16 protein-coding genes are annotated in these 19,774 nt (G+C 39.2%); 7 read left to right on the top strand and 9 right to left on the bottom strand.

Annotation, left to right across the window (positions count from 1 at the left end; genetic code table 11):
* Positions 1 to 9 precede the first annotated feature (9 nt).
* Positions 10 to 1,878, top strand: coding sequence for a hypothetical protein (locus D0907_RS09120; RefSeq protein ID WP_118844354.1), 1,869 nt, complete (start codon positions 10 to 12; stop codon positions 1,876 to 1,878).
* A gap of 15 nt (positions 1,879 to 1,893) precedes the next feature.
* On the opposite strand, the gene D0907_RS09115 is transcribed toward D0907_RS09120, so the two are convergent.
* A complete protein-coding gene (locus D0907_RS09115; RefSeq protein WP_036968026.1) occupies positions 1,894 to 2,802 on the bottom strand; it encodes a substrate-binding periplasmic protein in 909 nt (302 codons plus the stop codon).
* Positions 2,803 to 3,090: 288 nt separating this feature from the next.
* Between D0907_RS09115 and bla the strand changes: the two genes are divergently transcribed.
* From bla to D0907_RS09085, 6 genes are all read left to right on the top strand, one after another.
* Positions 3,091 to 3,846 (top strand): subclass B1 metallo-beta-lactamase, encoded by a 756-nt coding sequence (bla, locus tag D0907_RS09110; protein WP_118844353.1) that lies wholly within the window; start codon positions 3,091 to 3,093, stop codon positions 3,844 to 3,846.
* A 265-nt stretch (positions 3,847 to 4,111) separates the two neighbouring features.
* Positions 4,112 to 6,802 (top strand): TonB-dependent receptor, encoded by a 2,691-nt coding sequence (locus tag D0907_RS09105; protein WP_036968029.1) that lies wholly within the window; start codon positions 4,112 to 4,114, stop codon positions 6,800 to 6,802.
* A gap of 60 nt (positions 6,803 to 6,862) precedes the next feature.
* Positions 6,863 to 7,639 carry a family 16 glycosylhydrolase gene (locus D0907_RS09100; RefSeq protein WP_118844352.1) on the top strand — a complete coding sequence of 259 codons (777 nt, stop codon included), beginning with the start codon at positions 6,863 to 6,865 and terminating at the stop codon, positions 7,637 to 7,639.
* A gap of 35 nt (positions 7,640 to 7,674) precedes the next feature.
* Positions 7,675 to 10,206, top strand: coding sequence for a glycoside hydrolase family 3 protein (locus D0907_RS09095; protein WP_118844351.1), 2,532 nt, complete (start codon positions 7,675 to 7,677; stop codon positions 10,204 to 10,206).
* Between the two features lie 58 nt (positions 10,207 to 10,264).
* A complete protein-coding gene (locus tag D0907_RS09090) occupies positions 10,265 to 11,320 on the top strand; it encodes a sensor histidine kinase (RefSeq protein WP_244223122.1) in 1,056 nt (351 codons plus the stop codon).
* Entirely contained in the window at positions 11,317 to 12,108 is a 792-nt protein-coding gene (locus tag D0907_RS09085) for a LytR/AlgR family response regulator transcription factor (RefSeq protein ID WP_118844350.1), read from the top strand. The genes D0907_RS09090 and D0907_RS09085 overlap by 4 nt, the downstream gene beginning before the upstream one ends.
* A gap of 69 nt (positions 12,109 to 12,177) precedes the next feature.
* Here D0907_RS09085 and D0907_RS09080 read toward each other — a convergent pair whose 3' ends face one another.
* The 8 genes from D0907_RS09080 to D0907_RS09045 all read right to left on the bottom strand — a co-directional run bounded on the left by D0907_RS09080 (position 12,178) and on the right by D0907_RS09045 (position 19,614).
* Positions 12,178 to 12,834, bottom strand: coding sequence for a LysE family translocator (locus tag D0907_RS09080; protein WP_074989381.1), 657 nt, complete (start codon positions 12,832 to 12,834; stop codon positions 12,178 to 12,180).
* Between the two features lie 32 nt (positions 12,835 to 12,866).
* Positions 12,867 to 13,637: a class I SAM-dependent methyltransferase gene (locus D0907_RS09075; protein WP_118844349.1), complete on the bottom strand. Its 771-nt coding sequence runs from the start codon at positions 13,635 to 13,637 to the stop codon at positions 12,867 to 12,869.
* Positions 13,638 to 13,828: 191 nt separating this feature from the next.
* On the bottom strand, positions 13,829 to 14,170 hold the full coding sequence (locus tag D0907_RS09070) for an NADPH-dependent FMN reductase family protein (protein ID WP_208706587.1): 342 nt from the start codon (positions 14,168 to 14,170) through the stop codon (positions 13,829 to 13,831).
* 166 nt (positions 14,171 to 14,336) lie between these two features.
* On the bottom strand, positions 14,337 to 15,032 hold the full coding sequence (locus tag D0907_RS09065; RefSeq protein ID WP_118844348.1) for a DUF4336 domain-containing protein: 696 nt from the start codon (positions 15,030 to 15,032) through the stop codon (positions 14,337 to 14,339).
* Positions 15,033 to 15,184: 152 nt separating this feature from the next.
* Entirely contained in the window at positions 15,185 to 15,589 is a 405-nt protein-coding gene (locus D0907_RS09060) for a MerR family transcriptional regulator (RefSeq protein ID WP_118844347.1), read from the bottom strand.
* A gap of 110 nt (positions 15,590 to 15,699) precedes the next feature.
* Positions 15,700 to 16,701: a LacI family DNA-binding transcriptional regulator gene (locus tag D0907_RS09055; RefSeq protein WP_036968046.1), complete on the bottom strand. Its 1,002-nt coding sequence runs from the start codon at positions 16,699 to 16,701 to the stop codon at positions 15,700 to 15,702.
* Between the two features lie 34 nt (positions 16,702 to 16,735).
* Entirely contained in the window at positions 16,736 to 18,268 is a 1,533-nt protein-coding gene (locus tag D0907_RS09050) for an MFS transporter (RefSeq protein WP_036968049.1), read from the bottom strand.
* A gap of 17 nt (positions 18,269 to 18,285) precedes the next feature.
* Positions 18,286 to 19,614, bottom strand: coding sequence for a GH1 family beta-glucosidase (locus tag D0907_RS09045; protein ID WP_074989377.1), 1,329 nt, complete (start codon positions 19,612 to 19,614; stop codon positions 18,286 to 18,288).
* Positions 19,615 to 19,774: the final 160 nt, after the last annotated feature.

Here is a 19,774-nt window from a genome sequence, read left to right as displayed (position 1 = left end):
GGATAAAGCATGGTAAAAAGAATAGCGCCCTTAGGCATTTTTTTATTTTTGGTAGGATGCGGAGGCTCATCAGAGCAAAACATCGTACCCGAACAAGTCGTGATTAAAACTACCTCGACAGCAAACTTCTACATTGCGCCATGGCAGTCAAATGCTGGAACGCTGATACTTACAAATAACGCAAGTGGTGAACGACAAACGTTTGAAACTTCAGATCTCAATAGTTTAGATATCTCACTAACGAGTCTAGCAAATTATTCAGTTGAGTTTGTATCAAATGATGACTTTGTTTTGTGTCCAAGTTATGAAGGGTGCGGCAGAACGTATCGTGACAATCCTGATGACACAAACGTAAATCGTCAAATTGATTTTGAAGAAGTTTTACCGCTTTCGTTAGATTACAGTGCGTCATTTTTTGCAGCTCCTGGTGAAAATAGGCTATTTTTATCGCCAGTCAGTGCCGTAATTAGCGCTCAAAAGCTAGATGTTACATCACAGAGCGTTAGCGCAACTCCATTTTATCACTTAACACATAGCCAATTGAATGATTCATTAGAAGCTGAACTATTAACTAACGCGTTAAGTTTTGGAGTCATTTTAAAGCGTGCGGCTGAATTAGAAGCAAACTTATCGCAACCTGAGCTTATTGAACTTGAAAGCCAGGCGCAAATTTCACGCTTCCCTGAGTACGCGCAGTATGCAAATCGCTATATTCGTGAAAATTTATTGAATGTAAAAGGAAATCAACTTATTCAAACGGTTGTGGGGAATTTAAAGCAACGTTTAGTTGGATTAGGCAAGGTTTCTGAACTTTCAGCATTGGATGAACAACCTCCCATACTTCAATCGCGCGAATTATTGGATGATATTCGTAATGTTATCGGCGTCGTAAGGTTACAAGAACAACAATACAGCGCTGAGTTGTCGTCACATTTAAATGGCTTCACGAATGCATTGGATGATGATTCACAGTCGGTTGTAGTTGCATTAGCAAATGTACTATTTGATGTTCTCTCAAATGTATCGCCCGCAGATGATACCTTACCGGGACTTTATACTGTAAATGGTCTTACAGTGCAGTATCAACATTCCCCTTATCGATGGTCAATTTCAGGGCAATACGATGGCATCGATGTGAATATGGATATAAACGTTCCTCAATGGCGGATTAGTAGTCTACTAGGAAATCAAATAACAGGCGTTATGAGCGCCCAAATTAGCAGCAATGAGACTCAGTTATTGGTTGATGTTAGTGAGTTACTGTTATCGTTTGATGGAACGGATGATCCCTTTACAATTTTAAGTGAGGACTCTACTGGTGAAGGGACTCTTAATACAGATATTACCTTAGTAAAAAAAGACAGCGAACTTGTAGGAAACCTAAACTTGACACTTAATCGCTTTGTGTCACCGTTTGAAGAGTTGCTTACTATTGTATCTGACTTTGATCTTGATGGTGAGTTTTCAACCGCATCGAAAACAACATCATTTAATCTTCAGGCTATTGAGGCTACGCCTTTTATAAATGAGGAAACTGAAAATCTTGTTTTCGCATTACATTTAGGCACGCCACTAAATGGTGCTACAGATTTTGAGTTTGGCTTTGTTGGTAAGTTAACTGCTTTAGCGCAGTTGACGAATACAGATATATTTATCAGGCAGAATAGCCGAGCACTAGATATTAACCTACGAACTGTTGGTAATAATGTAAACGCAGTTATCAAAGGTGCTGATGGCCGATGGTTAGATTTGAAACAAAAAGGACGTAATTTTAGTGGTGGACTTTATTTTGGAGATACCCAGATTGGTGATGTTACTACTGTGAGGGGGGCACCCGGTATCTTGTTCCCTGATGGTACGTTTGAATCATTATTTTAAGTTAAGAAGCGGCATTCATGCCGCTTTTTCGACTCCATAGCATTGCTGTTTCATCTTTTTAATGAAGTTTTCAAATTGGCCGCTTTGTCGTTTTTGCTTGATCTCGTCATTTAAATCTTTCAGTACTTTTTGCCAGTGTGGTGTTGATTTACTAATAGAAAAATAGAGGGGCTTATATTCAAGTTTTGGTTCAAGCGCAACCAATGATTCAATGATTTGTCTTTTGCCATTAATCGATAACTCTGATTTATAAACACTGGCTTTAAGCACTTCAAGATCTGCAACAATGAGACTAACGCGATTGCTTAGTAGTAGGTGGATAAGTTGGTACTCATTGTTTGCAACGATGGTGTCAATTTGTTTATTATCAATCATTTCATCAAGTTGCTGAGTGTTTTTGTAAGATCTGACAACGCCAATCACCTGGTCTTTAACAGAGTTTAGGTCGCCATTAAAACGAATTTGGTTTCCTTTCAAGGCAACAAATGAGAGATCCCCACCAGGAATCGGTTGGCTGAGAGCTAATAACTCGTTGCGTGTCTTGTCTAAAAAGTTATCTGAAATAACCGTGCTTTCAATAAAGTATTCAGGAAAAAGGATGTCTGCTTTGCCAAGCTCTGCCTCCCTTACTGCCCGTGCCCATGGGTAGAAGCCGATATAGACGCCATAGCCTTTTTTAAGCAAAGATTGAATTGTAAACTGGTAAAGCCAGCCTTTGTTACATAGGTGTTCATCGATATAGGGTGGCCAATCAAGCGTAACAAGTCTTAATACATGTTCGGCATTTACGTTGTAACCATAGCCGTCTTTGTAGCGTACCGCATTTTTGGTAATGACTTCTCCATCTTTTTCATAGGTCACGGGTGTAAGCATTGCAACCACTTGAGTAGAGAAGAAAAAAAAGAGCATTACTAATAATTTCATATTTTTTCTAAGCATTTGTTATGTATATAAAGCTTAGCCTCTTGTTGCAAATATACAACATCGAAAAGTAACCGTGTAAATAGAATATACGCTTAAACGAGTTGGCAGAATTAAAAGCAGGGAATAAAGGGCCGATGCACCCGTTTTTAATCACTGCTATCAGAGGCTGAACTAGGGCGAGCATTCGTATCGAGTAAATTGAGTCCACTTTTAAAATTAGCGTTGTTTTTGGTACAAAACGATCATGTAAAAAATTATAATATTATAACGTCAAGAAGATTAGGAATTATGATGATATTTAAAAGGATATTGGGTGTATTATTTTTTGTTGTTTGCGGTGTCTTTACTCAAAGTAGTTTAGCGAATATACACGCTGAGAATGAAGTCTTTATCACGAAAATAGATGAAGGCGTTTGGTTGCATACCTCTTTTTATGTTTATCCTAACGGGACAACATTCCCTTCGAATGGTTTGATTGTCAGGGAGGGGCAAAGTTTAACCCTGATTGACACGGCGTGGGGAGAGTTACAAACACAACAGTTATTAAGCGTCATTAACACAGAAATAAACTTGCCGATAACCAAGGCACTTGTCACTCATGCACATGCAGACCGAGCTTCAGGGGTTGATGTATTAGAAGCGCGTGGTATCAAAGTGTATTCTCACCCTTTGACGCAGCAATTGACAATAGAGCAAGGGACTGCTGTGCCAAACAATGTGATAACCGAACTTGCAACAGTCGGTGCACAGGTGAAATTTGGCTCATTGAATGTGTTTTTCCCAGGCCCCGGTCATGCGATGGATAATATAATGGTATGGTTACCAGATAAACGTATCTTATACGCAGGCTGTGCGGTTCGTGCATTACAGTCTAACTATGTAGGGAATATGGCCCATGGAGATATTCATTCATGGCTGAAAATTACTCAGCAGTTGAAGAATGATTACCAAAAATTACGAAGAGTGGTTCCCGGACACGGTGAAATAGGCGGTTATGACTTATTGAGCCACACCGAAAAACTCATTCTCAATCAACTTAAGTAACGTCAAAACGTTGGGTTTTTAATAAAATTATTAGGAATATTTCGCAATGATTAAAAGCCCAATGGCCCCCGTTTATCCCCCTTTTTTTTACGCGTTAGAAAACCTAAATTCTGTCGCTAATCCTCTTTTATCTGAATCCAGTCTCGCTTTGTATTGTTTGAAACTCGCTTTGCCGAATTTGACTAGTAATGAAAAATGCTCCTTTAGATACTGTTAATTAAACGTAAAGACTTTAACACTAGAACACACATTAAAAAGGTCGAATATGCACACAATAAATAAAAAAGCTGTTGCTATCGCTGTCGCATTAGCATGCTCATTACCGGTATATGCACAGAATAATGATCAGCAAGATTCAAAATCTAAAGACGTTGAACAGCAGAATAGTGGGTTAGAAATTATCTCAGTAACGGCAACAAAACGTAAAACCAAATTGATGGAAACACCGGTGGCCATCACTGCACTTACAGAGGCTGAGCTTAAAAAAAATGGTGTAAATAACATAAAGGATATAGCGAACTTGGTGCCTAGCTTAGATATTTCTACAGCAACGGATCAATCTGCTCCTGTTATTTCAATGCGAGGCGTGCGTTCAACTAACTTAACTGAGTTAGGGGACCCTGCTGTTGGTGTTCATTTAGATGGTATTTATTCACCAAGAATGCAAGGTGCGCTTGCGCTGATGTATGATATTGACCGTGTTGAGGCGCTTCGTGGACCACAAGGTACTTTATTTGGCCGAAACTCGACGGTGGGAAGTATCAATGTGATTTCCGCCAAGCCTGAATTTGAAAACCAATATGGGCAGTTGAATATTGAAGCGGGCAAGTTTAATAGCCGCAGTATTGATGGCCTTATCAATATTCCAGTAACTGAAGAGTTTGCAGTTCGTTTTTCAGCGAAAGGCCTAAAGCGTGACTCTTACCTAGAGGGTTACTATGACCCTAACCAATATGACACGCGCCGACTTTCTGATGAGGTTTTAAATGCCCCTGTAATCTCTGAAGATTCATACCAAGGTGTTGGACAAACAGTGACACAAAGAGAAAACTGGTGGATTGATGGCGCAGGAACCGATCCTGAGGCTCAAAAAGTTCGTCAGTTAACAGCTGCAGATAAAAGTGATTTTTATAATAATGCAGATGAATATTCCTTCCGTATAAGTACACTTTGGGAGCCGTTGGATGGCAATTTTTCAAACCACACCGTTTTCCAAAAATATGTAAACGATAGTAATAATAACCTTGATTTAGTTAACTGCGATAAGTTACGTGGAAGACCCGCTGAAATGGGAGGTGATTGTACGAATTTCCTACCGAGTGATAACACGTATCAAGCCGTAGTTAATGTGCCTGGAAAGTTGAATCTAGACATAACATACCTTCGTAATACCTTTAACTACACCATAAATGATCAATATGATCTGGTGTGGTTAGTGGGATATGAAGATATGGAAAGGTCTTCAGCACAAGATAGCGAAGTTGGTTTAGACCCTTGGGATGGCGCTACTTATTTCCTAGATGGCACCGGAGCAGAATCATTTTCTACAGAATTACAACTGCAATCAGATGAATACGGCGACTTTATTTGGATTGTGGGTGCCAATTATTTTCATGAAAAAACAACCACAGTTGGTTATTACGATAATCCAATGGATGATAAAGCATTTTGGGACCAGCCAGACCGTTCAACAGATGCGTATGCTTTGTTTGGCCAAGGCACTTATAAATTAACTGAAAAGTTGCATGCGACATTTGGTTATCGCTTTAGTGATGAAACGAAGCAGGATAAAGGCGGTCGTACCTATCGTTGTTCAAATGCTGATGGCTGTGCTGTTGGTTGGTTAAATAGAACAGAGCTTAACAATCAACCCGTCGATTATTATGAAGATCCGTCTATTTATGCCTCGTACTTTGAAAACGACAATAAAGGAAGTTGGCAGCATCATGATTTTCGTGTTGGCTTAGATTATGACATCTCCGAAGAAACAATGCTCTATGCCTACCTTGCAAGCGGATTTAAAGCGGGTGGTATTGGTGATGTTTACGAAGTGGTTAATGATAGAACGGGTGAAGTAACTCGGTTTGAAACAAAATTTGATCCCGAAGAAGTGCTGACCTGGGAATTCGGTGCAAAGTCTAGCTTTTTTGATAATTCATTGAACCTAAAAGCTGCATTTTTCTATACAGATTATACAGATATGCAATATGCGTCAGTGGGATCAATTGGTAATGTTGAGCGCTTGTCTGTTGTTGAAGATGAGGATGGGGCACCTGTAATCGGTGAAGATGGTCAGCCAATTCTTGATTATCAGAATCAGCCTGTAATTGCTTATTATACTCAAAACGTTCCGGGCTCTACGATTAAAGGTCTTGAGTTTGAATTTGACTGGAAACCGTATCCAAATGGGCGAATTACTGGTTATGTGACCTGGACTGAGGCAAAAATTACGGAAGATTGGCACACTAAATGGGATTATGATTCTGAGTATTTGTTTAATATTTCTTATGAAGAATCTAAAGACCCTGAAAATACATTGCTAACGACTAACCTTAGAGGTAATAACTTAGCAATGACGCCAAAATACACGGCTAACATTAGTTATACACATACCTTTGATCTGGGCGAATATGGATTTATTCATGGTTGGTTTAATGCCAGCTGGAAAGATAAAGCGTATACCACCGTGTGGAATCTCGATAAGCATTTGGATGATATGGACTTTGCAGTTTCAGACGAAGCGACTAAATACATAGACGATAGCCGCGATGCCTTTGCTGTATACAATGCCTCTTTAAAATATGAGCCAAAAGAGAAAAACTGGTATGCAGAAATGTTCATCAATAATGCATCTGATGAGACGATTCAATACTGGAACAATACCAGCAAAGGTATTCCTAAGGGCAGCTTTGGCATGCCTAGGTATTATGGTGTAAGAGCTGGATTTTCATTCTAACCCCTCTATTTTACGCTCCCATATTTTTAATATGGGAGCCAAATTATTTAAGGCATAACAATGAAAAAACTGTTTCTTAGTGCATTATTGGGCTGCACAACTTTAGTCGCTACCCACGCGAATGCTAATTATTTTAAAGATAATTTTTCATGGGGATATGATAGCTCTGTTTGGACTGCACGTACTGGCAGTAATGGCGCACCCTTTGGTTGCGCATTTAAAACTGATTTACTAAATCCCAGTGAGCATGGTTTAACGTTGTCATTAGCACAAGGCTCATGTTCAGAACTACAAAGCAACCATTTTTATGGGTACGGTAAAGTTCAGGGAAGATTAAAATCTGGCAACGTGGCGGGCACTGTTTCATCAATTTTTACCTATACATCGTGGTGGGATAGCCCTGGGAGAGCGTGGCAAGAAATTGATATTGAATTGCTTCCTTCGTTAGGTAATGTTGTTCATACAAATGTGATTTACCAACCGCAAGGTGGTCAATACCAAAGTTGGGAAAAGGATATTGACTTAAGTCAGTATGGGCTAGATTACCGAGAAAACTTGCTGACTATTGGCTTTGATTGGTCAAGCAATGCCATTCGCTGGTATTTATTCGATGCCAATGGCCATGAGCAAACGATCCGAACGGTGTATAAAGAAAACGGAGATGGTCATTTAGCAGAGAATGAAATTCCAGCTTACGCGTGGCCCATCGATAATAGCAAAATTATGATTAATCATTGGCATGGTGATAATTCTGTCGAAGCAAATTATTTCCCAGGTCAATATTATGGCGCTTCATCTTGGGTATATTACGATTTTATTGAATACATACCGCGTTGATTTTCTCTGTAATTAATTGTTCTTATAGGTTTTTGATGTCTAAATTTAAATTTTTAAAGTTACTGTTTTGCCCACTCTTTTTAACCGGCGTTGTTCATAGCCCATTGTCGTATGGTGTAGAAACGGGCAGTGTAAAATGGCCAAATGTTAATACGAAACTAAAACGCGACCCTGCAGTTGAAAAGCATATAGATAAACTGCTAGCCACGATGACAATTGAGCAAAAAGTAGCACAAATGGTTCAGCCAGAGATTGGCTATTTAACGGTTGAGCAAATGCGTAAATATGGCTTCGGTTCATATTTAAATGGTGGGAACACGGCCCCTTATGGCAATAAACGTGCATCAATGGACATGTGGTTAAAGTACGCTGATGAGATGTATCTCGCTTCAATGGACGCATCTGTCGATGGTATTGCTATTCCGACTATTTGGGGTACCGATGCCATGCATGGCCACAGTAATGTTTATGGCGCAACGTTGTTTCCACATAATATTGGACTTGGCGCAGCTAGAGATACTGATTTGATTAAGCGAATCGGTCAAGCGACAGCTAAAGAAGTTGCAGCAACAGGAATTGAATGGAGCTTTGCACCAACCGTTGCTGTAGTAAGGGATGACCGTTGGGGGAGAACGTATGAAAGTTATTCAGAAAATCCAGATTTAGTAAAAGAATATGCTGCAGAGATGGTGATTGGTATCCAAGGAGAAATCGGCAACGACTTTTTGAAAAAGACCAAGCGAATTGCAACAGCCAAACACTTTGTTGGTGACGGTGGTACAGAGCGCGGTATAGACCGTGGCAACACCATTATCGACGAGCAAGGATTAAAAGTGATTCATAGTCCGGGCTATTTTTCAGCCATTAATGAGGGTGTGCAATCGGTCATGGCCTCTTTTAATAGTTGGAATGGTCAACGCGTCCACGGTGATAAGTATTTATTAACAGAGGTACTGAAAAACCAAATGGGCTTTGATGGTTTCGTTGTTAGCGACTGGAATGCGCATAAATTTGTTGAAGGGTGCGATCTTGAGCAATGTGCTGCTGCCATAAATGCGGGTGTTGATGTCATAATGGTGCCTGAACACTTTGAAGCTTTTTATCATAATACGGTTAAGCAAGCGAAAGAAGGTGTGATACCAGAGGCTAGAATAAATGATGCGGTTAGACGTTTTCTGAGAGCTAAAATTAGATGGGGAGTGTTTGCAAAGGGTAAACCTTCATTACGACCTGAGTCGCAACATCCTGAATGGTTAGGTGCTCAACCACATCGAGAGTTAGCTAGAGAGGCAGTGCGAAAATCTCTTGTACTACTTAAAAATAACAATAATGTACTGCCAATTAATGCTAAAAGTCGCGTTCTCGTTGCCGGAAACGGTGCTGACAATATTGCTAAGCAAGCTGGTGGATGGAGTGTCTCATGGCAGGGAACGGACAACACCAATGATGACTTCCCCAATGCAACCTCTATCTTTGCGGGTCTAAAATCACAAATTGAAAAGGCGGGTGGTGACGTTGAGTTTGCTGAATTTGGTGATTATTCTGTTAAGCCTGATGTCGCGATTGTCGTAATCGGTGAAGAACCTTATGCCGAATGGTTTGGTGACATTGAGTACCTAGAGTATCAATATGAAACCAAAAAAGATTTAGCATTATTGAAGACGCTTAAGGCAAAAGGTATTCCAGTTGTTACTGTATTTTTAACGGGTCGTCCACTTTGGGTAAATAAAGAGCTGAATGCATCAGATGCTTTTGTGGCTGCGTGGTTACCGGGGTCAGAAGGTGAAGGTATTGCTGATATTTTATTAACCAATGAAAAAGGCGCTATTCAGTATGATTTCACAGGGAAATTGAGTTTTTCTTGGCCAAAATATGATGACCAATATTCGTTAAATATTGGCGACGAAAATTACCAACCATTATTTGAGTATGGTTATGGTTTAACATACGATGATACGGTTAACTTACCTGTGTTAACCGAAAAAACGACACCGAGGAAAGTGGCAAGTACAGATTCGAAAGCGTTGTTTGTAAGAAGTTTATCTGACAACTTAGTGTGGACTCTTCAAGCTGGCCAAACTGATAAAGTCATTACCAAAAATTCATCGGCTACAAGTACTGATGGTATGAGTTTGTTGATGCAATCGGTGAATTTATCTTATCAAGAAGATGCGCGACAATTTATTTGGCGTTCTGGAACAGATAAAGCGACATTTGCTTTAGCGTATCAAAAACCAGAAAAAATGAGTGAGATGTATCAGTCAGGTTATTTAACACTGAAGGTGCGAATTAATAAGTCACCCGGTGAACATACTGATTTACAAGTTATGTGTTCTCAGAAACAGTGTTTACGGAAGGTTAGTTTTTCTTCATTTGATGCGATACTGAGTGATAAAAAATGGCATACCTTAGCAATACCGTTAAGCTGTAACGATAAGGGTACTGAGTCGAAAGCGATAACTGAGGTTTTGAAAGTTGAAGCAAACGAAGCGAGTATCGCCTTCGCAGACATTGGTTTAACGATTAAACCTAACAGTGATGCTGTTGTGGTAAAATGCAGTAATTAAATTTGGAGCAAAGCAGTGGGGTTGATAGCCCGACTGCTTTGCTTTTTGGATAAATGATTTGAATACATCGAACCCTCGTAGCCAGTTATTTTGGTTATTTCAAATTTGCGGTTGGCTAGTTTACGCGATTCTGACCGAACTCATGATCAAAGTTCCCAGTAATGAACCATGGGCTATTCACATCCCTCACCTGATAATTGATACGTGCTTTGGCTTTTTAATTACTCTTTTTCTAAGAAAGGTTTTCACCTATCTCAGTTTACTCGAATTTAAGTTAAAAGTAGCATTGCATATCGTGGTCGTTATCTCTGCAACCTTAATTTGGACCCAAATAAAGTGGGTCACTTTACAATGGTTCTATGGTAATTTTTGGCTGCCAATGAGCTGGTTTGATTTTGGTACTTGGACATCCGCCTCATTGACAATGTTGTCGACATGGACTGCCTTTTATTATGGTATTAAGATTTATTTAGATAACTTAGAACAAACACAAAAAGCGGCTGAGGCAACACATTTAGCAAAAGAGTCCCAGCTAAAAATGCTTCGTTACCAGCTTAATCCTCATTTTATGTTTAATAGTATCAATGCGATTTGTACATTAATCCTAAAAAAGGAAAGCTTAGAAGCCGTTAAAATGCTTGAAAAGTTATGTGATTTATTGCGACACAGTTTGTATACCGACCCGCTTGAAAAAGTCACAATTAAAGAAGAAATCGCTATTCTTCGTACATATTTAGACATTGAGAAGTGTCGTTTTGCAGATAAACTATCTGTCAATATCTCAGTTGAAGAAGGGTGTAGTGAGCTACTTATTCCCTCTATGCTAATTCAGCCATTAGTTGAAAATGCACTCAAGCACGGTATGGCTGCTGATAAAACAATGGCTATAACAATCGTAATTGAAAAGAGTAAAAACACCCTAATAATAAAGGTTTCAGACACCGGCAAAGGCTTTACACATAATGAGAGTACTAAACGAGGAATAGGCTTGGCTAACTGCGAGCAACGTTTGAAATTAATTTATGGTAAAGCTCAGCGGATAGAAAAAGGCAATAATTCATCTGGTGGAGCTTGGGTATGTATGACATTGCCAATTAATGGTCTTAATAAATGATTCAGTTAAAAACGTTATTAGTTGACGACGAGTATAGTGCAATTGAAGGCCTACGTATTAGGTTAGAAGAATTTGCTGAGATTAACGTCATAGGCAGTGCAAGCAGTGTGGATGACGCAATTCAGTTTCTGAATGAACATGAAGTAGATTTAATTTTCTTAGATATTGAAATGCCATCAAAGTCTGGCTTTGAATTAATAAAACATTTTCAACCTGAAACCTGTCCTGCTGTTATTTTTGTCACTGCATTTCATCAACATGCAGTGCGGGCTTTTGAAGTCAGGGCAATTGATTACTTATTAAAACCAGTCAAACTCACTAGGCTAGCAGAGGCCATAGAAAGAGTGGTTAATAATGTAAAGCTATACCAAAAAAGTGAATTAATAGAAGTACAACAAGAAATAGACAAAGCAGAAGAATCAACATTTGAAAAATCAGCGCAGTCAGATTATAAGTTTGACGATGAAAACTTGGTTATTAGAGATGCAAAAAGCCCAATTCAAATAATACCTTTTGCAGATATTCTATGGATTGATGCGGCGGGTGACTACATGTGTGTCCACACAGAAACGGAAACCTATGTAATGCGAGCCAGACTAAAAGAGCTTGAAAGCAATACCTTGCCAGAGACATTTTTGAGAATTCATAAATCGACGATCATCAATCTAGAGTATGTAAAACAGCTTGATCCCTTGCGTAACTCTGAGTACATGGCAACACTACACAACGGAAAAACACTAAAAGTAAGCCGTACTTATAGTAAACATTTAAAGGGCTTATTTAAATAATGACGTGATAATAGTTGCTGACACTGCGTATATTGCGAGTGGCAGCAACGATGATTAATACTTATCACATTACTGTTTTGACCATACTGATTTTACAATATTAAAACCAATCACACCGAGAACAGCACCTGTAACTTTATCTATAAAATAAGATGCTTTAACAAATTTTTCCCTGACTCTTTGTTTGGATAGCATGTAAATAATGGCAACATCCCATATAAAAACAATCAGGGTCATCCACACACCTAAAATCACCTTAAAGGTAATGCTAACCTCAGGAGTGAGCGCGACCGTAAACAAGCTCAGATAAAATAAGAGGTTTTTTGGATTAAGAATGCCTGAGAGGAATCCAGTCGCAAACTCTTTACAAAAGCAGGTGAACGAAAACGCAACCGAGCTGTGAGCTGCGATAACAACATTATTGTAAGCGCTCTTAGGTGCTTTCAACGCGTGAAAAGCGATATACATTAAAAACAGCCCACCAATCACTTTAAGTGCGATCATTAAGCCAACAGACGTTGATAAAATTGCCCCAACACCAATCAAACATAACCCTATATAAACTGCATTTGCTATCGCAATTCCGAGGGCGACGCCAATAGCGTTCTTTTGGTTTCCTTTTAGTGCACTTTTCACTACCAGCACGAAATCTGGCCCTGGGCTGAGTAAAGCAAGGAAATGGGCTAGTGCCACAGAAATAAAAATACTCAGTAAACTTATATCCATATATACCTCTGTTAAAAATTATCTAGATTTAATTAGCGCTTACGGGCTTTGATTGAAAAAACCAATGGAACCTGTTGCCCGTTATGTAATAGTTGATAACCAGCGTGGGGAATATATTCTAGGCCATCAAAGCAATCATAAGGGCTGAAAGGGTATTCATCGCATGCTTCTATACTTAATCCCGCTTTTAGTAATGAGCTGATTACTTCACTTATTGAATGACTCCAACTGACTGTTTTGGATTTCGTGCCATCGCAGTTTTCGGTGTATGTTCCTTCCTCTTCAATATCAGGTGTTGATTTAGGAAAGTAACTGTAGCCATCAAAAAGTCCTTGAAAAGGATGAAATTCAATTAAGTAGAATTCACCACCAGCCTTCAAAGCATCGGCAATAACCTGTGCCCAGTTATCTAAATTTGGCAGCCAGCTAATTACCCCATAAGACGTGAATACAATATCGTATTGTGTATCATTGAACTGACCGAACTGGTAAATATCACTTTCAATGAAATGCGCATTTAAAGCAAGAGAGTCTTTGAGTTTATTTGCCTGTTCGATAGCCGTTGATGATAAGTCAACGCCAGTTACATTAGCCCCCAACCTTGCCCAAGACAAAGTATCTTGGCCAAAGTGACATTGTAAATGCAGAAGTGACTTCCCTTTAACATCACCCAAAAGTGAAAGTTCTATGGGATTTAGTGACGTTTGGCCTTCTATAAATGCGGGGAGATTGTAAAATTTTGATGCAATGTGCAATGAGGTCTTGTTGTTCCACGCCTCTTTATTAATTTTAATATAATCCATCATTATTCCGTTTAAATATATGCGAATATTTAGCAGGGCTCCATCATAAGAGCAACGCTAAACATAGAGTATAATAGCCTGTATTTTTTAATATAAGCCTTTAGTCACAGTGTGAACCCCGTTTTATAATATCATTAAGCCAGTGTTGTTTTTGGGTATCGTCAGATAATATGACTGAGCGTATTCTGCAGCTAGCTCTGCGGGTGTGTCCATTGTAAGAATGACTCTTGCAGTTTTCCCTTTGAGGAGTTGAGTCGTGAGTAAGTTGCTGTTTTAAAATTTAAAAGTTGAGCCCGGTAAAAATGCGCGATCAAATAAGCCCAATGAAGAGATTTGCTAAATTCCTTTAAACATGGCGCAAGCAGTTGGTCATCATCATAACCACACATTAAATTTGGATCAAAATCCATTTCGGGTAGATTAAAAATACGAATGTTCGCGGACTTGCGTGTTGCCTGTGCATATTTATCAGTAATACTCGATGAAAAGCTGTTCTTTTTAGGATTGCCATTTACTAATATAATATTTTTCACAATTACCTCTCATGGGTAGAAAATAATTGTTATTTTAAAGTCTCCCCTGTGGTGGAGAGTCAATAGGCTTTCATTATAAAGAGTGTTTATTAGCAAATATTTATAATGTGAAATATTAATGTACTTGTATGGGGTCTTGGCAAAATTGCATTACGGGTAGCTGCGGTTATTTATTTTTTACCAACCAGTTAAAAGATTGTCGCAAAAAGTCTGTTGCGTCTTTCTTTATTATTTCACCATGCGCCATAATTAGCATATCTGCCTCCCAGGCAAATATCTTTCTAATATGTTTACTCGCTTGTGTTTTATTAAACATAAAGCTTAAGCGCCAGTCTATCGGCGTTTTTCCCTTTGGCGCTAAAATACCTGCGCCTTTAGCCAGCCATTTTTGCCAAAAGTTAAAATCGTTACCCGAAAAGTTTTCAACCAAATCGGTGACTATTAGGGTGTTAGATTGCTTATGAAAGAAGACACATTCCTCCATTAATGCTGAACCGGTGAATAATATCTGTGCAATGTCGTGTGACCAAGGGTATGACGTTTCATTATTTAATGATGCGTTGAATGAAATGTCATTGCGTTTCTTTATAAGCTCTTGCGTGCCATAAACTTTAGCGTCGCTGTATGCATCTATCCATTGTGGTAAAAACAAATGATGAAGGTGGTTAGGTGCAATTAAAAACGTTACTTTTCCTAAGTTATCTACTTGCTGCTGCAAAGCCTCTGTTAATTCGATAGGACTGTGTACCCACAACTCATTATTTGAAAGCTTGATTATGGTCATACGCGTAGAAAAGGGTAAGCCTAAAAACGTGACACTTTTGCCATTAAAGATCCAAAGGTTTTTTGCTAAATTTTCCATGTCATTCCTTATAGTTAGAAATCACTTATAAACAACGCAGGCAAGGGCCTGAAAGAGTAGGCTACAAAGCGAATTTATCTATTCAAAAACATACCAATTCAAAAACTAACCGATTAGTAAACGGATAAGCAGTTTGTTTAAAATGGTTTGATTTATTTCGTTATCGCGACCTTTTGTCCATCATACACTCTCTCGTTAAGGGGAGAGTTAAGAGGTGTTTGCTGATTGATTATACTGATACATGAATCTATTTTGGCAATTTTTGCTGCGGTTGCGTTTATTTGCTCTGTTAGACGTTCTTTTAGTATCACTAAAAACTCACTAATTTCTGACCAGTTAGCCTTTGAATCTTTAAATTTAATTAATCCCTTAAGTTCAGACAATGTGACGCCTAGGGTTTTAGCTTCAGAAATTAGCTTTAATATTTCAACGTGATCGTCTGTGTAGACACGGTACTTTCCTTGTCTTAGAGGTACTGGTATTAGACCTTTTTCTTCATAAAATCGGATTGTTTTGACAGTTAATTGTGTCTTCTTTGATACTTCACCAATAAACACCAACATCTCCTTTATCATATTTAGATATTAGTTGAATGTAACAAGTAGAAACGAAGACGTTGTCAACGCTCTACTTATTTATATTAGATAATACTCTCAAGGGGTTACCGTTAATTTGACCTTGGCGTTGAGTCTCGCATCATAAGATTGGGCGAAAAGATATGTTCTATATCGGCACGATTTTGTTTATAAATATCTCTTAAAACTAAATTAGCGGCCATTTTCCCCATTTGTTCAACGGGATTGTCAATCGTCGTGAGAGTAGGGTACAAATAACTTGTAAAATGAACATTATCGAAGCCAATAATTGCGAGATCTTTAGGAAGTTCAAAATTATGTTCTCGCGCACATTTCATCACGCCCGACGCCATTTCGTCATTAGCACACACGATGGCAGTAAATTGCTTTTTGTTTTCAAAAAAATGCTTTAAACCATTGTATCCGCCCGTTTCCTTAAAATCGCCAACGTACAGAGATTGCTCATCAAAATGGATATTGTATTCGTTGAGAGCCTTTTTATGCCCTGTCAGACGGTCCGCTGCATCTGGCTTAAACAAGGGCCCTGCTATGTAAGTTATATCGCGGTGCCCTAAGTCTAGTAGGTGCTTGGTTGCTAAATAGCCTCCCATGACATTATCAAGGCTTATGCAGTTTTCTTTCATTTGCTCAACATATCGACTGATTAAGAAAATAGGGGTTTTTCCTTTATTTAGCTCAACTAAATAATCATCAGTAACAGCCTCAACATGGGCAATAATGGCGTCACAGTTTCGAGAGATCAAAAATTCTAAACCATTTTTTTCTTTGTCTTCTTCACTGTGCCCCGGCGTGATTATGACATGCTTACCTGCCGCTCTTAGTTGGGCTTCAATGGCAGACATCATTTCTCCAAAGAACGGACCGTCGAGCTCTGAGACTAACACGCCAACACTATTTGAACAGTTTGAAGCAAGAGAACGAGCAATAGAGTTAGGCTGATAGCCTAGCTGTTTCATTGCATCAAGCACTTTTTGTTTTGTTTTTTTACTTACATAGTCGTTTTCATTCAACACGCGAGAGACGGTTGAAAGAGAAACACCTGCAAGCTCAGAGACCTGATAAATAGTTGCCATAATGATAATTTAATAAATACCTTTGTAGATTAATTTACAGACTTGCACGTCTAATTGCCAAGTCTTCTGTAATTTTTTCTGTCATCTCAGTGGTTAATGGATATAAGAGCATGAGTGCGGCCGCTAAAAGTGCAAACGCTGCGGGTAACCAGCTCATAAGCAATTTCATACCTTCTAAAGATTGAGCGATTGTTGTTTCATCCATACCGTTATAGCCGTAGCCCGCGAGTACGACTAAAACAAGCGCACCGGCGAATCCACCGCCTGTTTTTTGCACAAATGTACCTGCAGAATAAATAAGGCCAGTAGCACGGCGGTTATTTTTCCACTCAGAATAATCAGCACTATCACCGAGCATAGAGAAAAACAGGGTAGGCATCATGGCTGCAAAGAACTCGGCACTACAACCAAGAGCAAAGATCAGCGGGATGTTGTCACTTGGTAGCCAGAAAAAGGCAATTGTAAACAGGGCGCTTAGAATTAATGAAAGAATAAATAAAGTGCGTTTTCCAAATATTTCAGCCAGCTTCCCCGTTAGTAAAGCCCCAAAGATAGAGACAACTAACAAGGCAATAAAATATTGTCCGGCCATCAGCTCATTACCCACATAATATTTAAAGTAATAGGCAATCACACCGTACTTTATGCCATTAAACATCATGGTTAAAAAGCCCATGCCTAATAATATAAGCCACGGTTTATTGGTTAATAAGTCCACCATATCCTGCTGAGAGCCACTGAGTTTACTGTGATCTTGAGACAGCAATTTACGAATGACAATTGTCATTAAGCCCATTGTTACTGCAAAGAAAAGGCCTGAATAAAGTTCACGATAATAAAAAAACAACGTAGTTGCTAATAATGGAAGCACTATAAAAGGTAAGCTCTTACTTAAATCTAATAACTCATATTTTAATGAGGTCTGTTTTTTTAAAGCGGGTTGAACGCGCTCTTTCGTACTGGCAAAGGTGATCAGCATGAGTATTGTGAGTAAAGCAGCGAATAAATACATAGTGTATTGATAACCTTGCGCACTGTTTCCTTGGCCAAAGTAAGCAACTAAATCCGGTAAAAAACCCATCACTAATAGTCCACCAGTGAATGCTCCAGCAAAACGGAATCCAGAGAGTTTTGCCCGCTCTAGGTCATCCCCTGTCATGACTCCCATTAAAGCTGAATAAGGGACATTACTTACTGTGTAAGCTAATGTGAGTCCGATATAAGTAAAGTAGGCGTATATTAGTTTTGCGACTGGGCTAATGTTGGGGGTGGTAAAGCACAGTACCATGAATAACGCTAAAAAAGGCGTCGACCACAAAATCCAAGGACGAAATTTTCCTAGTCGCGTTTGCGTGCGGTCAGCTATCATTCCCATAATGATATCAGTGACACCATCGGATAAACGTACGACTAGAAAAAGGAGGGCAGCGGCAGACGCTGAAATACCAAATGTGTCAGTATAAAAAACGGCTAAGTAGGCTAATGCGCCACGCCACACTAAGTTGGCGCCCGCATCACCCATTGCGTAGCCTATTTTTTCATGTAAGGGCAGAGTGTTTTTTATCATTATTGGTATCTTTATTATTAGCGGTTTTTAATTAAGTGACTGTATGCGTTGCCACTGTCTTTAATAACACGTTGCTGGGTTACATAGTCGACATAAACAATACCGAAACGTTTTGAGTATCCTTCTGCCCATTCAAAATTATCCATTAAGCTCCATGCAAAATACCCCGAAACAGTAACACCTTGCTCCATTGCGTCGTTCACAGCGTTTAGATGGCTATTATAATAATCAATTCTATCTTGATCATGAACCTCTGAATTAATCATCTTGTCATCCATAGCTGCCCCATTTTCAGTAATAAAAACAGGAGGTAGCTGGTATTTTTCATGCAGCGATACTAATAATTCAGTGAGCGCTTTTGGGTATATCTCCCAGCCAATATCGGTCATTGGTGCTTGGTGAGGCATTTCTTCATAATAATCAGTTTCGCTCGCTTGATAGTGTAATCGCGTGTAAAAATTGACACCCAAAAAATCAAGTGGTTGAGCAATTGTTTCCATATCCCCTGGTAATATGTCAGGTTTATGAGCCTCAGGTAACTGCTCTATAATGTCAGGGTACGCTCCGGTCATTACCGGTTTCATGTACCATTGATTTATATAGTCATCAGCAAATGCTGTGGCAGCTAAATCGGCATCACTTTGAGTAACCGGGTAACAAGGGGTGAAGTTAAGTACAATTCCATTGAGCGCGTGTGGGCTATTTTTATTCAGAACCTTCATGGCTAATCCATGGGCAAGTAATAGGTGATGCGCTGCTTTTCGGCCAAATTCACGGCCTTTTATTCCAGGAGCATGAACACCAATTTCATAGCCTAAGTATGAACTACAGAAAGGTTCATTCAATGTCGCATATGAATAAACCTTATTACCAAATGCTTTACTTATTAAATCAACATAGCGTTCAAATTCAAAGGCGGTTTCTCGATTTAACCATCCCCCTTTGTCTTCCAAGTGTTGCGGTAAATCCCAATGGTAAAGCGTCACAAAGGCTTTTATATTACGACGTGCTAACTCATCTAGTATATCGGTATAAAACTTTACACCATCATGATTTAAAGTGCCGTCTAAGGTTATGACTCGTGGCCAAGAAATTGAGAGGCGATAAGCATCCACTCCTAAAGAGTCAATGAGAGCAATATCTTCACGCCATTTTATGACATGTTCACACGCACGTTCACCATTCGAATTATCGGCGATTTTCCCCGGGGTTGCGCAAAAAGTGTCCCAGATGCAGGGGAGGCGCTTATCCGCAGAACCTTCAATTTGAAACGAAGCCGTAGCGACGCCATAGATAAAGTCTTTGCTAAGCATAGGTGAGTTTTTTGGTAACGTGAGCTGAGTCATTTAAAGAAACCTTTGGTGAACAATTGCAAGTTAAATGGTGACTAATTCTTTTCTACTGAAAGCGCTTCCATGTTTTTTCAAAAAAAACACGCAAAATATTGGGTGTATATGGTAGCGCTTCCATATTTAGGTTAGAGACTAATTTGGTTATGGTCAATAG

The organism is Pseudoalteromonas lipolytica (assembly GCF_003515105.1).
Lineage (GTDB): Bacteria > Pseudomonadota > Gammaproteobacteria > Enterobacterales > Alteromonadaceae > Pseudoalteromonas > Pseudoalteromonas lipolytica.
This window is presented reverse-complemented; position numbering and strand designations above follow the sequence as displayed.